Below are 17,287 nucleotides of genomic sequence, written 5' to 3' on the forward strand. Positions count from 1 at the left end.
CACCGTGTCCGCTTTCTCGGCGCGTATCCGCGCGTCCCTCGACCGGCGCCGCGACGCGGGTCTGCTGCGCCGCCACCTGACCCTGGACTCTGCCCAGGGTCCGCTGGTGCGGCTGGACGGGCGCGAGTTCCTCAACTTCTGCAGCAACGACTACCTGGGCCTTGCGGCGCACCCGGCGGTGACCGAGGCCCTGTGCGCCGCCGCCCGCGAGTACGGCGTCGGCAGCGGTGCCTCGCACCTGGTCTGCGGCCACAGCCGGCCGCACCAGGAACTCGCTGAGGCGCTCGCGGCGCTCACCGGGCGGTCCAGTGTTCTTTTATTTTCTTCCGGTTACGCCGCCAACTGCGGTGTGCTTACCGCGCTGCTGCAGGCGGGCGACCAGGTGTTCGAGGATCGCCTCAACCACGCTTCCCTGCTCGACGGCGGCCTGTTCAGCGGCGCGCGGTTCCAGCGCTTTGCGCACAACGACTGCGCCGACCTGGCGCGGCGCATGGCCGGCGCCGAGGGCGCGAAGCTGGTGGTGGTCGACGGTGTGTTCAGCATGGACGGCGACAGCGCGCCGCTCGCCCAACTGGCCGGGCTGTGCCGCGCCGAGGACGCCTGGCTGATGGTCGACGACGCCCACGGTATCGGCGTGCTCGGTGAGAACGGTGCCGGCAGCCTCGCCGACGCCGGCCTGGACACGGCCCAAGTGCCTGTATTGATGGCCACCCTGGGCAAGGCCCTGGGCTGCGCCGGCGCGTTCGTCGCCGGCGAGGCTGACCTGATCGACTACCTGACCCAGGAGGCACGCCAGTACATCTACACCACCGCCATGCCCCCGGCGGTGGCCGCGGCGGCGCTGGCCGCGGTACGCCTGCTACGCGAGGAGGCCTGGCGGCGCCAGCATCTGGCGGACCTGATCGCCTATTTTCGCGCCGGCGCGGCGCAACTGGACCTGCCCGTGATGCCTTCCACCAGCGCCATCCAACCGCTACTGGTGGGCGAGGCCGATGCCGCGATGGCGCTCAGCCAGCGCCTGCGCGAGCGCGGCCTGTTGATCGGCGCGATCCGCCCGCCCACCGTCCCGCGCGGGACTTGCCGCCTGCGCATCACGCTCACCGCCGCCCACGACAGGGCGCAGGTCGACCGCCTGCTCGAGACCGTGGCGGCACAGTGGAGTGCCGCGGCGTGAGCGCGGGCTGCCTGCCGGTCGGTCGCGTCGGCGATGATCACCTGCCCATCGGTGCCGTGAGCGCCGAGTACCTGCCGGCGACCGGCGAGGCCTGCCTGGATCTCGTGCTGTTGCACGGTTGGGGGGCCAACCGCGAGATCTGGCGGCCGCTGCTCGGCCGCCTGCGGCCCTGGGCCAACCTCACCCTGCTCGACATCCCGGGCCTGGCGCCCGGGCTGGATATCGATGCCGATGCCCTCGACGGGCTGCTGGACGCCGTGCTTGCCGCCTGCCCGCCGCGTGCGGTGTACCTCGGCTGGTCGCTGGGCGGGCAGCTCGCGATCGAACTGGCGCACCGCCATCCGCAGCGGGTTGCGGCGCTGGTGACCCTGGCCAGCAACCCGCGCTTCGTCGCCGGTGACGGTTGGCCGGGGATGGCACCCACGACCTTCACGGCCTTTTGCGACTCGGCGCAGGCGGACCCGGTCGCCACCCTGCGGCGTTTCGATTCCCTGCAGTCCGAGGGTGCCCCGGCGCCGCGGCCCCTGCTGCGCGACCTGCGCCGGTTGCGCGGCGATACCGCTGGCGCGCCGCTGGCGGCCCTGGCCTGGTTGCAGCAGCTGGACCATCGGGCGGCGCTGGCCGGGCTGCCGCAGCCGCGCCTGCACCTGCTGGCGGAACAGGACGCGCTGGTGCCGGCGGCAATAGCGCAGCCCCTGCGGGAGCTGGCCGGACCGGACGCCGTGGTGGAGGTGATCCCCGGTGCCTGCCATTTGCTGCCGCTGACCGAGGCGGACCAGGTCGCCGCCCACCTGCGCGATGCCTGCGAGCGCTGGGGGCTGCTGCAGCTGCAGCCCAGCCAGCCGCCGGCGCTCGACAAGCGCGACGTCGCCGCCAGCTTCAGTCGCGCGGCTGCAACCTACGATTCCGTCGCCCGCCTGCAGCGCGAGGTAGGTGAGCGCTTACTCGAGATACTCGGCAGCGAGCCCGGTGCCGGCCGCTGTGTCCTCGACCTGGGCAGCGGCACCGGTCATTTCTGCGAGGCATTGCAGCGCGCCCGGCCCGGGTCGCAATACCTCGGCCTGGACCTCGCCGAGGGCATGGTGCGCTATGCCCGCGGCCATCACGACGGCGAAGCCCGCTGGCTGGTGGCGGACGCCGAGAGCCTGCCGCTGGCCAGCGCCAGCTGCGACCTGGTGTTCAGCAGCCTGGCCATCCAGTGGTGCCCGCGGCCTGCGCTGTTGTTCGCGGAGATCGCGCGCGTGCTGCGCCCGGGCGGCCGCTGCGTGTTCGCCACCCTGGGGCCGGGCACGCTGGCGGAGTTGCGCGCGGCCTGGGCGGCTGCGGACCACTACCAGCACGTCAACGATTTCCTGCCCGCCTCGGCACTGGCCGCGGCGGCGCAGGGTGTGCCCGGCCTGCAGCTGCGCCTGGAGCGGCACGACATGCGCCTGGCCTACACCGAGGTGCGCGACCTGCTGCTGGAGCTGAAAACCCTCGGTGCCCACAACGTCAACCGCCAGCGCCCGGCGGGCCTCACGCCGCCCGGTGCATTGCGCAGCATGTTGGCCGCCTACGAGGCGCAGCGGAAGAACGGCCTGTTGCCGGCGAGTTATGAAGTCTATTTCGGCGTGATGGACAAGACGTGAGCAGGAGCAAGACCTTCTTCGTGACCGGCACCGATACCGAGGTGGGCAAGACGGCGGTCAGCTGCGCGCTGCTGGAGGCGGCCGCGGCGCGCGGCCTGTCCACCGCGGCGGTCAAGCCGGTCGCAGCGGGCTGCGACGCGCAGGGGCAGAACGAGGACGCCCTGGCGCTCATCGCCCATATGAGCACAGAGCTGGATTACGCCCAGGTCAACCCGGTGGCCCTGGCGCCGCCGATTGCCCCGCACATCGCCGCTGCCCGCGCCGGCCGGCTGATCCAGGTGTCGCGCTTGGCGGGCATCTGCCGCGGCGTCACCAACGGCGGGGCGGACTTCGTGCTGGTCGAGGGCGCCGGTGGCTGGCGGGTGCCGGTGTCCCCGCGTGAGACCCTCGCGGACCTTGCAGTGGAATTGCGCGCGGGGGTGATCCTGGTGGTGGCCATGCGCCTGGGTTGCATCAACCATGCGTTGCTCACCGCCGAGGCGATCATGCGCGACGGCCTGCCCCTGGCCGGCTGGGTCGCCAACCAGCCCGGGGCGCGCATGGAGTGCCACGAGGAGAATGTCAGCACCCTGCAGCGCCTGCTGCCGGCACCCTGCCTGGGGGAGATCCCGCACCTGGCGCCCTGGGATGCCCGGGCGGCGGCCCAGTCCCTGGACCTGGAGCCGTTGGTCGGCGCCTGATTCGACGCGCGCCTCGCCGAGGGTGGGCCGGTTGAATCGATCCGGCCCAAATCGCCCTAGCCCGCCAGCCCGGTCTGCAGGTCGTCTCGGGCGGTCCGGGTCCACAGTCCTCCAAACCCGCCTCCGGCGCCCTCCACATTAGTACGCCCGGTTCATTTGCCGACCCCGTCCCGGTAAAGGTCCGACCCAACCGGGCCGATAAACGGCCATTGACATTCAGCGCAAATTCCGCAGAATGTAAGCACTGAACACATTATCCCCGCTCCCGGGGAGGCCCGTCGGCCGGTCCCGGCCGCGGAACATCGAATGAGGTAACGACCATGCCCGAGTACAAGGCACCCCTGCGCGATATGCGCTTTGTCGTCCACGAAGTACTGGAAGCGGAGTCGGCGTTCCAGTCCCTGCCCGGCTACGAAGAGGCCACCGCCGACCTCGTCGACGCGATCCTCGAGGAGGGCGCCAAGTTCTGTGAGGGCGTCCTCGCACCCATCAACCGCAGCGGCGACGAAGAGGGCTGCACCTGGAGCGAGGATGGCGTGACCACGCCGGCCGGCTTCAAGGAAGCCTACCAGCAGTACATTGAAAACGGCTGGGCGGCGCTGGCCGCGGACGTCGAACACGGCGGCCAGGGCATGCCCAACCTGCTGGGCACCGCCTTCAACGAAATGGCCGGCACCGCCAACTGGTCCTGGATGATGTACCCGGGCCTGTCCCACGGCGCGGTGAAGACCATCGAGGCCCACGGCACGCCGGAGCAGAAGGAGAAGTTCCTGACCCACCTGGTCACGGGCGACTGGACCGGCACCATGTGCCTGACCGAGTCCCACTGCGGCTCCGACCTCGGCCTGCTGCGCACCAAGGCCGAGCCCCAGGCCGATGGCAGCTACGCCATCACCGGCCAGAAGATTTTTATCAGCGCCGGCGAGCACGACATGACAGAGAACATCGTGCATATCGTGCTGGCGCGCCTGCCCGACGCCCCCGAGGGCACCAAGGGTATCTCCCTGTTCATCGTGCCCAAGGTGCTGGTCAACGAGGACGGCTCCCTGGGCGAGCGCAACACCGTGCACTGCGCCTCCATCGAACACAAGATGGGTATCCACGGCAACGCCACCTGCGTGCTCAACTTCGACGGCGCGAAGGGCTACCTGATCGGCCCCGAGAACCGCGGCCTGAACTGCATGTTCACCTTCATGAACACCGCGCGCATCGGCACCGCGGTGCAGGGCCTGGCGCACACTGAACTGGCCTTCCAGGGCGCCCTGGCCTACGCCAAGGACCGCCTGGCCATGCGCAGCCTCACCGGCCCGAAAAACGCCAACGGCCCGGCGGACCCGATCATCGTCCACCCGGATGTGCGCCGCATGCTGCTGACCCAGAAGGCCATCGGCGAGGGCGGCCGCGCCATGCTGTACTTCCTCGCCCTGCAGGGCGACATCGTCGACAAGGGCAGCGAGGAAGAGGCGAAGACCGCGGACGACCTGATGTCCCTGCTCACCCCGATCGGCAAGGCGTTCATGACCGAGCTCGGCTTCGAGTGCGCCAACCACGGCGTGCAGGTGTATGGCGGCCACGGCTATATCGCCGAGTGGGGCATGGAGCAGATCGTGCGCGACGCGCGCATCTCCATGCTCTACGAGGGGACCACCGGCATCCAGGCCCTGGACCTGATCGGCCGCAAGGTGCTGGGCACCGGCGGCAAGATGCTGCTGAAGTTCACCGGCATGATCGAGGCGTTCTGCAAGGAACACACCGACGAGGCAGACAAGTTCTTCGTCGATACCCTGAACGCCTACAAGGACGAGTGGCTGGAAGTCTCGATGAAGATCGGCGAGGCGGCCATGAGCAACCCGGACGAAGCCGGCGCCGCCGCCGTCGACTACCTGATGTACTCCGGCTACGTCACCCTCGCCTATTTCTGGGCGCGCATGGCGGTGATCGCGCGGCCGAAAGCGGAGGGCGACGACTTCTACAAGGCCAAGCTGCTGACTGCGGAGTTCTACTTCAAGCGCCTGCTGCCGCGCACCCAGAGCCACAAGCAGACCATGCTGTCCGGTGCCGATGCGCTGATGCAGATGCCGGAAGATCTGTTCGCGCTGTAAGTGCGTAACAAGGGGGATGCTGCTGGAAATGCACCCCCCACTCCCCCCCTTCCGGGGTGACATTTCCGATCCTGAAGAGGAGAATGCGCAAGTGTTCTCCTCTTTTTTTTGCCGCAAGCAAGAGAGCAGTGAAATGAGCGACCTGACCCAGGCCCCCGGCCAGTCCGACGCGGACGACCGCAGCTACCAGAACCGGCTCTACCCGGAAGACCAGAAGCGCGTGGACGAATTCCTGCAGCGCGGCGTCAACTCAGTCGAGCGCAAGCCGTTCCGGCCGATGCGCCTGATGCTGATGCTGATCGTGGTGGTGGTGGCCCTGTCCGGGCTGGCGCAATTGCTGGCGCAGTTGGCCGGAATCTACTAATTCCCGACGCCGCCTGTAGCGGGCGGCAGCACCGTCCGGGTTCAGGCCCGGTCCGCAGCCTCGCGCTGCGCCACGCACCGCTCCACCAGCGCTCCCACCCGCCGCGCCCAGGCATCCCAGTTGAGTACGTTCTCCGCCCGCTCCCGGGCGTTTTCGCACAGCGCGGTATAGCGCGCCGCATCGCTGGACGCCGCGATCAGCGCCTCGGCGTAGTCCTGCGCCGAGGCCTCCGCCGGCATCACGATGCCGGTTTCCCCGTGCCTGACCACTGTCGGTAGTCCGCCGACATCAGAGACGATGCTCGGGCGGGCGAACTGGGCCGCCTCGCAGGGCGCGATACCGAAGGCCTCGGCGCGCGAGGGCAGGATCATCCAGTCGCAGGCCTGCAGCGCCTCTCGGTGCCTGGCCTGGTCCCGCGGGTCGCTCAATTGCAGCCGGCCCAGCCAGTTGACGTGCGGCGACTCGCGCGCGATAGGCGATTCGCCGCCGATGAAGGTGAGCGTCGTGTTCCAGCCGCGCTGGTGCAGCGCCTCGACCACCTCGACGCAGAAGTCCAGGCGCTTGCGCACCGGGTCCGCGGCGACCAGCACCAGCTGGAAATTCCCCGGGTCGGGCGCGCGGATCGAGATTGGCTCACCGGCGTTGACCACGTTGGAGCCGAACTCGATGCAGCAGACCTTTTCCGGCGACTGGTGGTAATCGGCAATGGCCGAGGCCGCCACGTACTCGGCGGCGGCGGCGAAGTGACTGGCGCGGTCCAGCGACAGCTGCTCGATCTCGTGCTTGGCGCGCTTGAGGCCATCCGAGCGGGTGGCGTACATGGCGTAGCTTTCCAGGATTGTCGCCGCTGTCGCGTCGCTGGCGAAAACCATGGGCAGGTCGGTGGGCAGGAAGGCGATGATTTCTCCGGCGCACACGCCTAGCAGTGCGTCCACGTCGTGCTTGCCGAGTTCCACCGCGACCTGTGCGGCTGCCTCCCGGGCAGCCCGGAACTTGGCCTCGTACTCGCGTCGGGGGGAGGGCGGCAGCAGCCGGTCGCGATACTCGCGCAGCCTGCGCATGGCCCGGAATGGCAGGGTGTGTGGACGGGGCTGCGGAAAGATCGGCGTTACGGCATAGCCCGCGGCGCACAGCGCCTGGTAGGCCTTGTTCGGCGTACCGCTCATGGCGTTCGGGTCGAGCACGTCGTGCTGGGAGATCATGCCGATCCTGAGCTGTGGTTTTGCCGCTGAAACCTGTTCGCCTGCCATGTGTCCCCGTTGTGTGTGCGCCGGCCGCAGGTTTCGCGGGCCTGCGCTAGATCATAGGACCGGATCGCGGAACCCGCGCGGACCCACCCGAGCTAATCGCACCGGCGGTATCCCTGGCCCACGAGCCGCAATGCTGATTGCCCGGGGGCCGGATGCCTCAATGCCAATAATCGTAGTGCCCGACTGTTAATGTGAGCGCCGCCACTCCCAGGGTGGCACCGGGTCAGGCGCCTGCCACAGGCCCAGTTGCGCAGCGCGCGCCGCCTGTTGCGCTCGCTCCAGTCTATATTCGTCGTCGGCGTAGCGACGGTACCACCAGGCGGCGCCACTGCGCACCAGTTCCTCGTTGATGAACTTGTTGCCGCGGTAGACCCTGGCCACGGTCCGGCCGTAGTTGTCGATCTCCACCCGCGCGATCTCCACGTTGGCGCCCGCCACCAGGCGTTCGAGGAGGCGTTTGGCCTCCTCGCCATAGGGCTGCCCCCACTCCGGGGCATCGACGCCGTACAGGCGCACCTCCACCGTGCCCTGCTGGTTGCGGACCCGCAGCGAATCGCCGTCCAGTACCTTGACCACCCGGGCGAGGGTCGCGGCTTCCGGCGCGCCTGACCCGCCGGGCGGCGACCCGTTCTCCGGCGTGTCGTACTCGGGCACGCCGACGCTGCCGTCGAGTTTGCGGAAGGCGTCGCGGGCGATCTCCTCCACCTGCCTGAAGACCTCCGCCGGCCAGCTTATTCTGCCGTGGGTGGCATATTGCCAGGCGGAGATGGCCAGCAGGGCGAGCAGCAGGTTGCGAATGAACTTAAGGCGCTGGCGCGCGCGTCGGGAAAGGCCGGAGTTCTGGTCGGATGTCATGGGTCAGTCTCGCGAACGGCGCTTGCCAGATGACTGTTTTTCCAGGTAGTCCGCCACGTCGAAGTCGTGGAAATCCCAGTCGTAGGAAGCCCGCGAAGGGTGCCGGGGGTGGCCGTCCTTGCGCAGCTCGCCGTAGTGAACCCAGCGTCCGGGCAGGGCGTGACGACCCTGCGCCAGGGAGGCCAGCGCGGCAGACAGGTAGTCGCGGAGCACGATATCCCCGCCCCAGGCGGCCCAGAGCACCGGTTCGCATGCGGCACCCACCAGCGCGCGGATGCGTTGCAGGTTACTGCGTTGCAGCGCGCTGTCGGCCTGCCGCGGCAGGTCGCCCGGCAGCGTGTGCCGCGCCGGGTAGAGATTGAGCATGGCGAAACCGTCGAAACCCTGGCGCTGCGCGATGCGCTCGACGCGCGCCACGGTCATGTCCGGCTTGTCCCGGTTGGCGGTGCTCGGGTTGAGGCCGAGCACGCACAGCATGCGCTCGCCGCGGCGGCCCAGCACGTAGCGGGCGCTGTCGTCGCGATTGCACTGGTAGAGGTCGTAGCGATTGGTCATCGCGTGCGCTGCGGCTGTGTCAGCGGGGTCGTGTTAGCCGGATCAGGAGTCACGCAGCGAGGTGGCGAGTTGCATCGGCGGTGTAACTCCCGGAATGGGACTGCGGGGCGCGCCGGAGTGCAACTCCGGCGGCCCCGCCAGGGTCAGGCTTTCAGGCGGCGGTAGCCGGTCCAACCGAGCAGGCCGGCCAGCAGGCCAAGTGCGGTGAACGGCAGCGCCGGGACAGCTTCAACGACCGCGGCGGCTGTTGAGCCCGGGGCGAACACGACCTCCACGTTGGTCGTGCTATCCGAGAACTGGAAGGTGAACTCCTGGACACCCGTGCCGCTGTAGATGCCATTGGTACAACCGAAAAAGTTCATGTCGAAATCGAAGTCGGGGGCAAATTGCAGGTAGGGATCCGGGGTGCAATCGGCCTTGGTGAACGTAACCCCCGAGCCGGCAATGCCGCCGGTCAAGGTGATAGCGTAGTCGATCGTGTTGTCGGCACCGCCCGTGCTGACAGAGTCGCCATTGGCGACGACATTGTCGTCCCAGGTGAACCAGCCTGAACCGGTGATACCGCCAGGCCCTGACAGGGTAAAGTTGTGCTGCAGTATGGTGGCCGAGGCCGGGCCGGCTGCGCACAGCAGCCCCAGCGCGAGCAGGGTGTTTCTGGTTTTCATGGTAGTGTCCCCGGATGAAGTTCGGAATTACGCGGCAGTCGTCGGCACCTCTCAGGGTGTGTGTTGACGACACGTCCTTGCCCCTGGGGGAAGATGCTAACTTGGAACCACGGGTGCCGCCAGTGGAATCGTACCGTTTGCAGAGGCGCTGCTGGCCGATGCGGTTGGCGCGGTCAGGCGCCGCCGCTTGAGCTGGCGGGTCCCGCCGGACCTGACTGCCGGCGGGACCCGCGTGATGGTCAGGCTTTCAGGCGACGGTAGCCGGTCCAGCCGAGCAGGCCGGCGAGCAGGCCCAGGGCTGCGAAGGGCAGCGCCGGGACGTCCGCGGGCTCACCGGCAACCGTAGCGCCGGGGGCGAAGGTGACACTCACGGTGCTGGTAACGCCGTCAGAGAACTCGAAGGTAAAGAAGTCCTCACCGTTCCCGCTGAAACTGCCATTGACGCAGTTGAAGAAGTTGATATCCACCGTGAAATCCGGTGCATTGAACAGGGCGGGCGCCGAGCCGCAGGTGGCCTTGGTGAACGTGACACCCGTGCCGGCAATGCCACCGCTGAGGGTGAACGCGTAGTTGATCGTATTGTCGATATCGCCCGGCCCGTCGCCATTGTTGGCGACCGGGTCGCCATTGGGGACGACGCTGTCATCATAGGTGAAATAGCCCGAACCGGTGATGCCGCCGGGGCCGCTGGCGGTGAAATTGTGTTGTTGCACGGCGGCTGATGCCGGCAAGGCTGCGCACAGCAAGCCGAGTGCGAGCAGTGTGTTCCTGGTTTGCATGGTCTTTCCCCTGGATATTGTCGTTGGAATAACATCGTCTCCACGCGCCGCGGATGGTGCGTGCAAGCAGCAAGCTATTGACTTGGCTGGGAATACTATCGCGATTGCGGGCTGGTCGCCAGCGAAACGCGGTCCGTCTGCCGGCCTCCTGCCCTCCCTCAGCGGGGCCGTCGGGGCGTGGGTTCGGCGGCGTATGTCGAGCCTGTACCAGGGTATCTCGTTGCATGCAGCGATAGGGACCGGCGCCTCGCATTGCGAACGACTCAACCTTCTCCCGGTGTTCGCGTAAGCTGTGGCGCACCATCGTGACCGGTTAAATCCATGCACACACTCGACCGCATCGCCAGGCGGCTGCTGCGCGGTTTCTTCCTGATCTGGCGCAAACTCGGCCTGGCACCCCCGGAGCGGATCTTCCGCCACCTGCACCAGCGCGGACCGTTCCGCCTGGCGTTGCCGGGTGGCGGACACGTCACCCTGATGTCCTGGGGCAACCGCGTCGAGAACGAACTGTTCTGGCGCGGCTGGGCGGGCCACGAAGCCCTGGCCAGGCAGCGCTGGGCGGACATGCTCGCGCGCGGCGGTGACGTGCTGGATATCGGCGCGAATACCGGTACCTTCGCCTTCTTCGCCAAAGCGGTGGCACCGGATTCCCGGGTCATCGCCTTCGAGCCGCTGGCGCGGGTCGCCGGGATGCTCGAGGTGAACCGGGAAGTCTCCGGCCTCGACGTCGAAATCCAGCAGCTGGCCCTGTGGCGGGAAGCCGGCGAGGCGCTGCTGCACGACCCGGGCGGAGAAAACGCCTACAGCGCTTCGCTGGATGCGGATTTCCTGGACGCCGCGACCACCCCGGTGGCAGTGCCTACCCTCAGCATCGACGCCTTCTGCGCACGCGAGCAACTGCGCCCGAGGAGTATCAAGCTGGACGTGGAAGGCGTGGAAGGCGACGTACTGGTGGGGGCGCGCGAACTGCTGTCGCGCGGCGAATGCGTCATTCTCTGTGAGTGGCTGGGTACCTCCGCCGCGCACGGCGAGGCGCTGGCATTGCTGGAGGAGACGGGCTACCGGGCACTCGACCTGCGCGATCTCGCGGCGGTGGACCTCGGGCACTCGAGGCAGTTCGGCGAGCGCAATATCCTGCTCGTACCCGGCCCGCTGGTGGCCGATATCACCGCGAACTGGCCGCGGATCGACCACCCGGCGGATAGCGACTGAACCCGGGCCTCCTGGTCTGTTGTTAATAATTCTCATTTATATTAACGTTGGGCGCTGTTTATCCCGAGGAGTTTCCCATGAAAGCGTTGTTTGCCCTGATCCCCTGCGCCCTGTTCGCCTCCGTGGCCGTGGCCAGTCCCGACTGCCCGAAGTACCCGCAGGAAGAGTGGATGAACGTGCTGGACCTGCAGAAGAAAATCGTCAACGAGTACGGTTTCATCATCAAGCAGTTCAAGATCGACGACGAGTGCTACGAGATCTACGGCTGGGAGCGCGGCGGGGACGGTAAGCTGCGCAAGATCGAGGTCTACTTCGACGCCAAGACCGGCGCCATCGTGGAAAAGGAACTCGACTGACGCGTGGTCTGGGACCGTTTCGTCCGCGTCTTCCACTGGAGCCTGGTGCTGGGCATCGCGCTGAACTACTGGGTGCTCGAGGAGGGCGACCCGCCCCACGAATGGCTGGGCTACGGCCTGGGCGCGCTGGTGCTGGCGCGCATCGCCTGGGGCTTTATCGGACCGCGCAATGCGCGCTTCAGTGACTTTGTCGCCGGTCCGCGGCGGGTATTGCACAGCCTGCGCCACTTTGCCGAGGAGCACCGCGAACATCGCGGCCACACGCCCCCGGCCGGCTGGATGATACTCACCCTGCTCACGCTGGTGCTCGGCTTGGTGGTGACCGGCTGGATGCAGGGCCTGGATGCCTTCTGGGGCGAAGAGTGGCTGGAGGAGACCCACGAGTGGCTCGCCAATGCGCTGATCGGCGCCGCGGCGGTGCATGTGGCGGCGGTGTTCTTTATTCAGCACCGCTACCGCCTGCCGCTGCTGCGCAGCATGCTGTGGCGGCGCGACTGACGCCCGGTTGCTTCTACCGAGCGGTCGCTGTTACCCAACTCCAGGTTTAAAGCGGGAACAGCAGGTCCGTGCGAATAATGTACTTCACCCCGCGGGTGATCGGCTCCGAACTGTGCAGGCAGTGCAGCGGGTGCATACCGTGGGGAAAGCACAGCACGCCGCCGGCGGGTGTGCGCAGGTCGACAATCTTCACCCGGTCGCCGCGGCGCGCGGGCTGGCCCGGGTCGTCGGCGTTGACCAGGAAACGGGTGGCCCCGCCATCGAAATCCTCGTTGAGGAAAATTAGAAAAGTCATGCGGCTATAGCGGTCATCGAAACTGTTGGTCACCAGCTGCCCGTCGATGACCCGGCTGCCCGGCCAGTCGCCGTCGGTATGCGGCTGGAAGTAGTCGCCCTCGCCGTAGCGGTAGAAGCGAAAGCGCTGGTTCACGCCGACCCCGGCGTCGCCCCCGAACAGCCCTTCCTCGTCCCGGCAACAGTCGGCAACCCGCTGCCACAGCAGTGCGTGGGTGGTGTCGTCGGCGATCCACACCACGTTGTCGTTGTGGCGCACGTTGCGCGGCAGGGAGACCGCGGCATCGGGCAGGTAGCCGAGCGTCTCGCTGAGTTCGACCAGCCGCTGGCACTCCGCCGGCGCGAGCACGCCGTGCAACTGGAACGCACCGGGGACACCGGCGACGGGCACCCGCACCACGCTGCCCGGCGCGTGCGCGGCGAGCGCCGCAGGGTTTGCGCCGCGATTGGCCCAGGTCGGCAGCGCCGGGTGTTCGGCGCCGGGTTCGCGGGCGACGACATAGAATTCGCTGGCCGCTGCAGTATCATTGTGCATTGGGGGTCCGTCTGCTGTTGGCTGCCGTGTTGGCTGGAACCGCCGGTGCCACACGCCTGTCATATGCAGGGCTTACCGTGTAGCGGCCGAGCGCACACCTATTTTTGCTGAAAGTTCCCACGAGATGAAGAGACGACAACTGCTTCGCCACTCCCTGATGGCGGCCATCGCCAGCCCGCTGCTGTCCCCTGCACTGGCCGCCGCGAGGCGTGCTACGTCCGCCGCTGCCCTGGCGCCGCTGCTGGATGACACCTGGTTCGACGAAGTGCACCAGGCGGTCCTGCCGCGCGGCGCCTCCCTGCGCATCGTGGCGCGCAGCCGCCACAGCGCTGTGGACGGTGGCGCCTACGCCTGGCACGGCGCGCCGGACGGCGGCGCCTGTTTTGCCACTGAAGACGGTGGCTGGGTGTACGTTTCCAACAGCGAACTGCCCGATGCGCCGGGCGCCCCCGACGGTGGGGCTGGCGCACTGCGCTTTGGTGCGGACGGCAGCCTGGTGGACAGCTACCCGATTCTCGAGGACACAAGGCTCAACTGCGCCGGTGGGCGCACGCCCTGGCAGACCTGGTTGTCCTGCGAGGAGCACGCCACCGGCCTGGTCTACGAGTGCGACCCATTGGGCAAGCGGCCGGCGGTGGCGCGCCCGGCACTGGGCGCGTTCCGTCACGAAGCGGTGGCCATCGACCCGGGTACTGGTCTGGCCTACCTGACCGAGGACGAGCCGGACGGCTGCCTCTACCGCTTTGACCCCAAGCGCCGGGGAGACCTCTCCGCCGGGCTGCTGGAGGTCGCGGTTGCCGACGGCATGCAACTCGGCTGGCAACCGGTGTCCGACGTCGGCGCTGCGCGCAAGCCGCTGCGCTACCAGGTGCCGGAGGCAGCGCGCTTTCGCGGCGGCGAGGGCATCGTCTGGCACGACGGCCATGTCTATTTCACCACCAAGCACGACAACCGGGTCTGGAAGCTGCAGGTGGCCAGTGGCCGGCTCGCGGTCATCTACGACGCCAGCCTGGTGGATGAACCGGTGCTCAGCGGCGTCGACAACATCGAAGTCGCGCCGGGCGGCGAACTGCTGGTGGCGGAGGATGGCGGCGACATGCAGATCGTCGCCCTCACCGCGGACTACCAGCCGGTGCCGCTGCTCACTCTGCAGGGCCAGGACGATTCGGAGATTACCGGGCCCGCCTTCAGCCCCGACGGCAGCCGCCTGTATTTCTCTTCCCAGCGCGGAACCTCGGGCCGTTCCCGTGACGGCCTGACCTATGAATTGACGCTTCCCCCCGCAGTCCGGGCGGGCTGAGCAGCGTGCCCCTGCGCAACGTCGTCCTGCTGGCGTGGTTGTGCATCGCGCTCACCGCCTGTACCCAGGCCGGGATTGATAGCCGGTCCCCCGTCGACCGCCAGGCCACGCAGGACAACCAGCCCTCTACCGATAAGCCGGCGCCAGTCGCAGTGCCGGCGCAGTCTTCCGACGCTTCCGCCGTGCCGGGTTTCGAGTTCGTGGTGCTGGGTGATACCGCCTAAAACGTGCCGGACGACTACCCCGCCTACTACGCCCTGATCGACGCTATCAACGCCCTGCGGCCGGTGTTCAGCATTCACGTGGGCGACACCAAGGGCGGCGGCACCGATTGCGGCGACGCCGCCCAGCAGCGCATTCGCGAGGACTTCCGCCGCTTCAAGCAGCCCCTGGTGTACACACCCGGCGACAACGAGTGGACCGATTGCTGGACCCGCCATGCCGGCGGCTACGACCCGCAGGAGCGCCTGGCCGCAGTGCGCGAACTGTTCTTTACCGGCGACGGCAACCAGGGCGGTGGGCAACTGGCGCTGCAGCGGCAGGAGGACATGCCCGAGAACGCCTTGTGGTGGCGCGCCGGCGTGCTTTTTGCCAGCGCGCACATCGTCGGTTCCAACAATGGGTTGCGACCGGAAGCCGGTGAAGTGCATTTGGCCGCCTTCGCGGACCGTGAGGCAGCGGACGTTGCCTGGCTGCAGCACGCCTTCGCACAGGCAAACCAGCGACAGGCTGCGGCTGTAGTGCTGGCCTTCCACGCCAACATGTTCGTGCCCTCACCAGTGCCGGACGGCTTCGCCCGGCTGCGGCCGTTGATCGGCGAACTGGCGGCGGATTTCGGCGGGCCGGTGTTGTTGCTACAGGGGGATTACCACTTTTACATTCTCGACCGCCCCTATCCGCAGAGCGCGCCCAACGTCCAGCGCCTGCAGACCTATGGCGCGCCGATGCTCAACGCGGTACGCATCAGCGTTCAACCCGGTGCGGCGCAGCCCTTCCGGTTCGCGCCGGTCCTGCCCCTTTCCTGACCCGCACGTACCGCTGCGCGGGTCTCAGCCTGCGAGCACGGTCTTGCCCGGCGCGCCGGCAATCTCGCGCACCAGTTTCGGCACCAGGTAGCCGGGCAGGCGCGCACTCATCTCGCGGTGCAGGGTCCGCGCCTGCGACTCCCCGACCTCGAAGTGGGCCGCACCGCGCACGCGGTCCAGCAGGTGCAGGTAGTACGGCAGGGCGCCGGCGGCAAACAGCGCCTCGGAAAGCTCCACCAGGGCGTCCGCCGTGTCGTTGACGCCGGCCAGCAGGACCGACTGGTTGAGCACGGTAATCCCCGCCTGCCGCAGGCGCGTGTTGGCGGCGGCGACGTCGGCGTCGATCTCCCGGGCGTGGTTGGCGTGGATGACCATCACCGTGTCCAGGCCGGGTCGCGTGATCGCCTGAAGCAGTGCGTCGCTCACCCGGTCGGGAATGACCACGGGCAGCCGGCTGTGTACGCGCAGGCGCCGCACCCCGGGCATGCGCGCAATCGCATCCACCAGTTCGCCCAGCTGCCGGTCACCGGCGACCAGCGGATCGCCGCCGCTGAGGATGATCTCGTGAATATCCGGGTCGCGCGCCAGCGCCGCCAGCGCGTCGTCCCAGTCGCCGCGCGCCACGCGGTTGTCGGCATAGGGGAAATGGCGGCGGAAGCAGTAACGGCAATTGACGGCGCAGCCGCCGCTGACGATGAGCAGCGCGCGGCCGTGATATTTGCTGACCACCCCGGGGCGCTGGTTGGCGGCCCCGGTCTCGCCCACCGGGTCGTCGCCGAAACCGGGTACGGCGAGCATCTCCTCGCCACTGGCCAGTACCTGGCGTAGCAGCGGGTCGCGCGGGTCGCCGCGGCGCATGCGGCGCACGAAGGCGTGCGGCACTTTCAACGGGAAGTCGCGTGCCGCTGCGGTACTCAGGCCCACAGCGTCGGGTTGCAGGTCCAACAGGCGCAGCAGTTCTTCGCCACAGGTGACGACCTCGCGCAACTGGCTCTGCCAGCTGCCGGGGGTGGCGATCACTTGGGTCTGCGGGGTCATGTGCTGTGCGTCGGTGGCGGCGGGGCCGCTATTCTAGCAGTGAAGCCGGGCTCGCGGGATCAGGTCCAATAGCTCGTCGCCTGGGTCAGGCGCGGAAGATTCGCCGCAACAGGCCGTCCTGGTGCTGCAGGCGCTCGCGCTCGACCAGCAGGCGGGCAATCTCGCTCTCGATTTCGTCGGCCACCTGCTGGCGCAGTTTTTTCTGCTGTGCTTTCGCCGGTACCCGGCCCTTGTAGCGGGACAGGTCCAGCGGCTTGCCGAAACTGACCAGGCAGCGCTGCAGCTTGGGGAACAGCGAACTCAGCGCGCCCATGGGCAGGGGCGGCAGCAGGTCCGGCCGGGTGTTGTCGGTGAGAACGCCGAGGCGCCGCAGCAGCGAGCCGAGCTTTGTATCCGGCAGTTCCTCGCCGTCGTAGAGGTAGTCGTAGAATTCGTCCGGTCCGACCATGGCCACCGGCACGATGGTATAGCCGTGTTTCGCCGCCAGGCGGATGAAGCCGTAGCGCTCCTTCCACAGCAGCTGATAGCGGTCGCGCTCCGGCTTGACCGCCTCGTGGGCGCCGCCGGGGTAGAGCAAAATGTCCTGCCCCTCGCGCATCAGCGCCTCGCACACCGCCGGGTGGCCCATCACCAGGCCGCGCTTGAGCAGCGCGTCGCCGACCGGCCCGGCGTTGAAGAACAGCTTGTCCGCCATCGGCCGGGCAAAAATGTTCAGCTCCGCCTGCATCAGCGGCCACAAGACCAGGGTGTCGAGGGCGAACAGGGAATGGTTGCCGATATACAGGGCGGGGCTGGCGGGGAGGTTTTCCGCACCGAAGACCACCGGGCGGAACAGCTTCTTCAGGACCTGGTAGCCGAGTGAGCCGGTCCGGGTCGCGGCAGGCTCAATCGCCAGCGCGGTTTCGATATGTTGTGCCAGCCGGTCGCCGCTCAGCGGCTGGTTGTCTTTATCCAGTAGACCCGCCACCTTGCCTTCT

Annotated in this window: 19 protein-coding genes; 11 read left to right on the plus strand and 8 right to left on the minus strand. The window is 68.0% G+C overall.

Annotated elements, in window-relative coordinates; translation table 11 throughout:
- Positions 1 to 4: 4 nt before the first annotated feature.
- The 5 genes from bioF (at position 5) to E4634_RS11855 (ending at position 5,948) form a co-directional block, all read left to right on the plus strand.
- Positions 5 to 1,174 (plus strand): 8-amino-7-oxononanoate synthase, encoded by a 1,170-nt coding sequence (bioF, locus tag E4634_RS11835; RefSeq protein WP_346763340.1) that lies wholly within the window; start codon positions 5 to 7, stop codon positions 1,172 to 1,174.
- Positions 1,171 to 2,802, plus strand: coding sequence for a malonyl-ACP O-methyltransferase BioC (gene bioC, locus E4634_RS11840; protein WP_167854877.1), 1,632 nt, complete (start codon positions 1,171 to 1,173; stop codon positions 2,800 to 2,802). Before bioF ends, bioC begins: the two co-directional genes overlap by 4 nt.
- Complete coding sequence (gene bioD / locus E4634_RS11845; RefSeq protein WP_135444142.1) at positions 2,799 to 3,482, plus strand: dethiobiotin synthase; 684 nt, start codon at positions 2,799 to 2,801, stop codon at positions 3,480 to 3,482. The genes bioC and bioD overlap by 4 nt, the downstream gene beginning before the upstream one ends.
- A gap of 320 nt (positions 3,483 to 3,802) precedes the next feature.
- Complete coding sequence (locus E4634_RS11850) at positions 3,803 to 5,584, plus strand: acyl-CoA dehydrogenase C-terminal domain-containing protein (protein ID WP_135444144.1); 1,782 nt, start codon at positions 3,803 to 3,805, stop codon at positions 5,582 to 5,584.
- A gap of 133 nt (positions 5,585 to 5,717) precedes the next feature.
- A complete protein-coding gene (locus E4634_RS11855; RefSeq protein ID WP_135444145.1) occupies positions 5,718 to 5,948 on the plus strand; it encodes a DUF3094 family protein in 231 nt (76 codons plus the stop codon).
- Between the two features lie 41 nt (positions 5,949 to 5,989).
- Here E4634_RS11855 and E4634_RS11860 read toward each other — a convergent pair whose 3' ends face one another.
- The 5 genes from E4634_RS11860 to E4634_RS11880 all read right to left on the minus strand — a co-directional run bounded on the left by E4634_RS11860 (position 5,990) and on the right by E4634_RS11880 (position 10,052).
- Positions 5,990 to 7,150, minus strand: a complete 1,161-nt coding sequence (locus E4634_RS11860) for a glycosyltransferase family 4 protein (protein ID WP_167854878.1) — start codon at positions 7,148 to 7,150, stop codon at positions 5,990 to 5,992.
- A 234-nt stretch (positions 7,151 to 7,384) separates the two neighbouring features.
- Positions 7,385 to 8,053, minus strand: coding sequence for a thermonuclease family protein (locus E4634_RS11865; protein ID WP_135444149.1), 669 nt, complete (start codon positions 8,051 to 8,053; stop codon positions 7,385 to 7,387).
- A gap of 3 nt (positions 8,054 to 8,056) precedes the next feature.
- The gene (locus tag E4634_RS11870; RefSeq protein WP_135444151.1) at positions 8,057 to 8,608 is read right to left on the minus strand and encodes a DUF1643 domain-containing protein; all 552 of its coding nucleotides are present in this window, start codon (positions 8,606 to 8,608) and stop codon (positions 8,057 to 8,059) included.
- Positions 8,609 to 8,751: 143 nt separating this feature from the next.
- Positions 8,752 to 9,273, minus strand: coding sequence for a hypothetical protein (locus E4634_RS11875; RefSeq protein WP_135444153.1), 522 nt, complete (start codon positions 9,271 to 9,273; stop codon positions 8,752 to 8,754).
- A gap of 239 nt (positions 9,274 to 9,512) precedes the next feature.
- Entirely contained in the window at positions 9,513 to 10,052 is a 540-nt protein-coding gene (locus E4634_RS11880) for a hypothetical protein (protein WP_135444155.1), read from the minus strand.
- Between the two features lie 321 nt (positions 10,053 to 10,373).
- Here E4634_RS11880 and E4634_RS11885 point away from each other — a divergent pair, with 321 nt between their 5' ends.
- The 3 genes from E4634_RS11885 (at position 10,374) to E4634_RS11895 (ending at position 12,118) form a co-directional block, all read left to right on the plus strand.
- The gene (locus E4634_RS11885) at positions 10,374 to 11,264 is read left to right on the plus strand and encodes an FkbM family methyltransferase (RefSeq protein ID WP_135444157.1); all 891 of its coding nucleotides are present in this window, start codon (positions 10,374 to 10,376) and stop codon (positions 11,262 to 11,264) included.
- Between the two features lie 77 nt (positions 11,265 to 11,341).
- Positions 11,342 to 11,620, plus strand: a complete 279-nt coding sequence (locus tag E4634_RS11890) for a PepSY domain-containing protein (RefSeq protein ID WP_135444159.1) — start codon at positions 11,342 to 11,344, stop codon at positions 11,618 to 11,620.
- Positions 11,621 to 11,623: 3 nt separating this feature from the next.
- On the plus strand, positions 11,624 to 12,118 hold the full coding sequence (locus E4634_RS11895; protein ID WP_135444161.1) for a cytochrome b/b6 domain-containing protein: 495 nt from the start codon (positions 11,624 to 11,626) through the stop codon (positions 12,116 to 12,118).
- 46 nt (positions 12,119 to 12,164) lie between these two features.
- Here the strand turns inward: E4634_RS11895 and E4634_RS11900 are convergent, their stop codons facing one another.
- Positions 12,165 to 12,947, minus strand: a complete 783-nt coding sequence (locus E4634_RS11900) for a prolyl hydroxylase family protein (protein WP_135444163.1) — start codon at positions 12,945 to 12,947, stop codon at positions 12,165 to 12,167.
- Positions 12,948 to 13,071: 124 nt separating this feature from the next.
- On the opposite strand from E4634_RS11900, the gene E4634_RS11905 reads away from it, so the two are divergent.
- Genes E4634_RS11905 through E4634_RS11915 form a run of 3 tightly spaced genes read left to right on the plus strand, consistent with a single transcriptional unit; the run spans position 13,072 to position 15,272 of the window.
- Positions 13,072 to 14,247, plus strand: a complete 1,176-nt coding sequence (locus E4634_RS11905) for an alkaline phosphatase PhoX (RefSeq protein ID WP_135444165.1) — start codon at positions 13,072 to 13,074, stop codon at positions 14,245 to 14,247.
- Between the two features lie 5 nt (positions 14,248 to 14,252).
- Positions 14,253 to 14,471, plus strand: coding sequence for a hypothetical protein (locus tag E4634_RS11910; RefSeq protein WP_135444167.1), 219 nt, complete (start codon positions 14,253 to 14,255; stop codon positions 14,469 to 14,471).
- 3 nt (positions 14,472 to 14,474) lie between these two features.
- Positions 14,475 to 15,272, plus strand: a complete 798-nt coding sequence (locus E4634_RS11915) for a hypothetical protein (protein ID WP_135444169.1) — start codon at positions 14,475 to 14,477, stop codon at positions 15,270 to 15,272.
- A gap of 24 nt (positions 15,273 to 15,296) precedes the next feature.
- On the opposite strand, the gene epmB is transcribed toward E4634_RS11915, so the two are convergent.
- A complete protein-coding gene (gene epmB, locus E4634_RS11920) occupies positions 15,297 to 16,310 on the minus strand; it encodes an EF-P beta-lysylation protein EpmB (protein WP_135444171.1) in 1,014 nt (337 codons plus the stop codon).
- Between the two features lie 85 nt (positions 16,311 to 16,395).
- Entirely contained in the window at positions 16,396 to 17,277 is an 882-nt protein-coding gene (locus E4634_RS11925; protein ID WP_135444173.1) for a lysophospholipid acyltransferase family protein, read from the minus strand.
- Between the last annotated feature and the right edge of the window lie 10 nt (positions 17,278 to 17,287).

This window comes from Mangrovimicrobium sediminis (assembly GCF_004745945.1).
In the GTDB taxonomy this organism is placed as follows: Bacteria; Pseudomonadota; Gammaproteobacteria; order Pseudomonadales; family Halieaceae; genus Mangrovimicrobium; species Mangrovimicrobium sediminis.

Bases quoted from the DNA above. Each gene is read 5' to 3' on its own strand.
- E4634_RS11905 (WP_135444165.1), top strand. From the start codon at position 13,072: ATGAAGAGACGACAACTGCTTCGCCACTCCCTGATGGCGGCCATCGCC.
- E4634_RS11855 (WP_135444145.1), top strand. From the start codon at position 5,718: ATGAGCGACCTGACCCAGGCCCCCGGCCAGTCCGACGCGGACGACCGC.
- epmB (WP_135444171.1), bottom strand. From the start codon at position 16,310: ATGACCCCGCAGACCCAAGTGATCGCCACCCCCGGCAGCTGGCAGAGC.
- E4634_RS11900 (WP_135444163.1), bottom strand. From the start codon at position 12,947: ATGCACAATGATACTGCAGCGGCCAGCGAATTCTATGTCGTCGCCCGC.
- E4634_RS11860 (WP_167854878.1), bottom strand. From the start codon at position 7,150: ATGATCTCCCAGCACGACGTGCTCGACCCGAACGCCATGAGCGGTACG.
- E4634_RS11865 (WP_135444149.1), bottom strand. From the start codon at position 8,053: ATGACATCCGACCAGAACTCCGGCCTTTCCCGACGCGCGCGCCAGCGC.
- E4634_RS11870 (WP_135444151.1), bottom strand. From the start codon at position 8,608: ATGACCAATCGCTACGACCTCTACCAGTGCAATCGCGACGACAGCGCC.
- E4634_RS11890 (WP_135444159.1), top strand. From the start codon at position 11,342: ATGAAAGCGTTGTTTGCCCTGATCCCCTGCGCCCTGTTCGCCTCCGTG.
- E4634_RS11885 (WP_135444157.1), top strand. From the start codon at position 10,374: ATGCACACACTCGACCGCATCGCCAGGCGGCTGCTGCGCGGTTTCTTC.
- E4634_RS11850 (WP_135444144.1), top strand. From the start codon at position 3,803: ATGCCCGAGTACAAGGCACCCCTGCGCGATATGCGCTTTGTCGTCCAC.
- E4634_RS11880 (WP_135444155.1), bottom strand. From the start codon at position 10,052: ATGCAAACCAGGAACACACTGCTCGCACTCGGCTTGCTGTGCGCAGCC.
- E4634_RS11875 (WP_135444153.1), bottom strand. From the start codon at position 9,273: ATGAAAACCAGAAACACCCTGCTCGCGCTGGGGCTGCTGTGCGCAGCC.